Origin of the sequence: Rhodovulum kholense (genome assembly GCF_003053725.1) — a bacterium.
Classification (GTDB): Bacteria; Pseudomonadota; Alphaproteobacteria; order Rhodobacterales; family Rhodobacteraceae; genus Rhodovulum; species Rhodovulum kholense.
The window spans coordinates 1-1901 of the sequence record NZ_QAYC01000042.1; the positions used below are offsets into that span (position 1 = coordinate 1).

Annotated in this window: 1 protein-coding gene; it reads right to left on the reverse strand. The window is 65.4% G+C overall.

All coding sequences use genetic code 11. The features are described from left to right. Positions 1–1883: acetate--CoA ligase (gene acs, locus C8N38_RS20960; RefSeq protein WP_108029036.1), on the reverse strand; the 1883-nt coding region annotated here is incomplete at its 3' end. Positions 1884–1901 lie beyond the last annotated feature (18 nt).

Consider the following 1901-nt stretch of genomic DNA (forward strand, 5'->3'; position numbering starts at 1 on the left):
TCGTCGACGACCGAAGGGTCGGCGAGGGTCGAGATGTCTCCGAGGGAGCCGAAATCGTTCTCGGCGATCTTGCGCAGGATCCGGCGCATGATCTTGCCCGAACGGGTCTTGGGCAGACCCGGGGCCCACTGGATGATGTCGGGCTTGGCGATCGGGCCGATCTCGGTGCGGACCCATTTCTCCAGCTCCTTGCGGAGATCTTCCGTCGCCTCGATCCCGTTCATCAGCGTCACATAGGCGTAGATGCCCTGGCCCTTCAGCTCGTGCGGATAGCCCACGACCGCGGCCTCGGCGACCGCCTGATGCGCCACCAGCGCCGATTCCACCTCGGCCGTGCCCATCCGGTGGCCCGAGACGTTGATCACGTCATCGACCCGGCCCGTGACCCAGTAATAGCCGTCGGCATCGCGCCGGCAGCCGTCGCCCGAGAAGTAATAGCCCTTGTAATGGCTGAAATACGTCTCCTGAAAGCGGTCGTGATCGCCCCAGACCGTGCGCATCTGCCCGGGCCAGCTGTCCTTGATGCACAGCACGCCCTCGGCCTCGGTGCTGTCGATCTCCTTGCCCGACTCGGCTTCAAGAACCACCGGCTGCACCCCGAAAAAGGGCTTGGTGGCGGACCCGGGCTTGGTCGCCGTCGCGCCCGGCAAGGGCGTCAGCAGATGCCCGCCGGTCTCGGTCTGCCACCAGGTGTCGACGATCGGGCAGCGGCCCTTGCCGACATGCTCGTTGTACCACTCCCAGGCCTCGGGATTGATCGGCTCGCCGACCGAGCCCAGAACCTTGAGGCTCGACAGGTCGTATTTCTCGACCCATTCGGTGCCCTGGCCCATCAGCGCCCGGATCACCGTCGGCGCGGTGTAGAACTGGTTGACCTTCAGATCCTGGCAGATCTGCCAGAACCGGCCCGCATCGGGGTAGGTCGGCACGCCCTCGAACATCACGGTCGTCGCCCCGTTCGCGAGCGGGCCGTAGACGATGTAGCTGTGGCCGGTCACCCAGCCGACATCGGCGGTGCACCAGAAGACGTCGCCCTCGTGATAGTCGAAGGTGTATTCATGGGTCATCGCCGCATAGGCGAGATACCCGCCCGAGCTGTGCACCACGCCCTTGGGCTTGCCGGTCGAACCCGAGGTATAGAGGATGAACAGCGGATGTTCCGAGGCCAGCTCGCGCGGCGGGCAGTCGGGCGAGGCATGTTCCATCAGCTGCAGCACGTCGACATCGCGGCCCTGGATCCAGGAGGTCTGGTCGCCCGTATGCTTGACGACCATGCAGCGCACCTTGTCCGAGCAGTGCAGAAGGGCGGCATCGGCATTCGATTTCAGCGCGGTCTTGCGCCCGCCGCGCGGCGCGGTGTCGGCGGTGATGACGACCTTGGCGCCGCAATCGTTGATCCGGTTGGCGAGCCCGTCGGCCGAGAAGCCCGCGAACACGACCGAATGGATCGCCCCGATCCGGGCGCAGGCCAGCATCGCATAGGCGGCCTCGGGGATCATCGGCATGTAGATCACCACGCGGTCGCCGCGCATCACGCCCTGGCTCAGCAGGACGTTGGCCATCCGGTTCACCTTCTCGTGCAGCTCGCGATAGGTGATGTGGCGGACCGGCTCGTCGGGATCGTCGGGCACGAAGACGATAGCGTCCTGATCGCCGCGGGTCTTCAGGTGCCGGTCGATGCAGTTCGAGGCGACGTTCAGCGTGCCGTCCCGGAACCAGTGGATCTCGACCTGGCCCATCTTGAAGCTGGTGTTCTTGACCTCGGTATAGGGCTTGATCCAGTCGAGCCGCTTGCCGTGCTCGCCCCAGAACCCTTCCGGGTCCTCGACCGATTGCCGGTACATCGCCTCATACGCCGCAGCGTCAATATGAGCCCCGGACACAAAATCCGGATCCGGCGG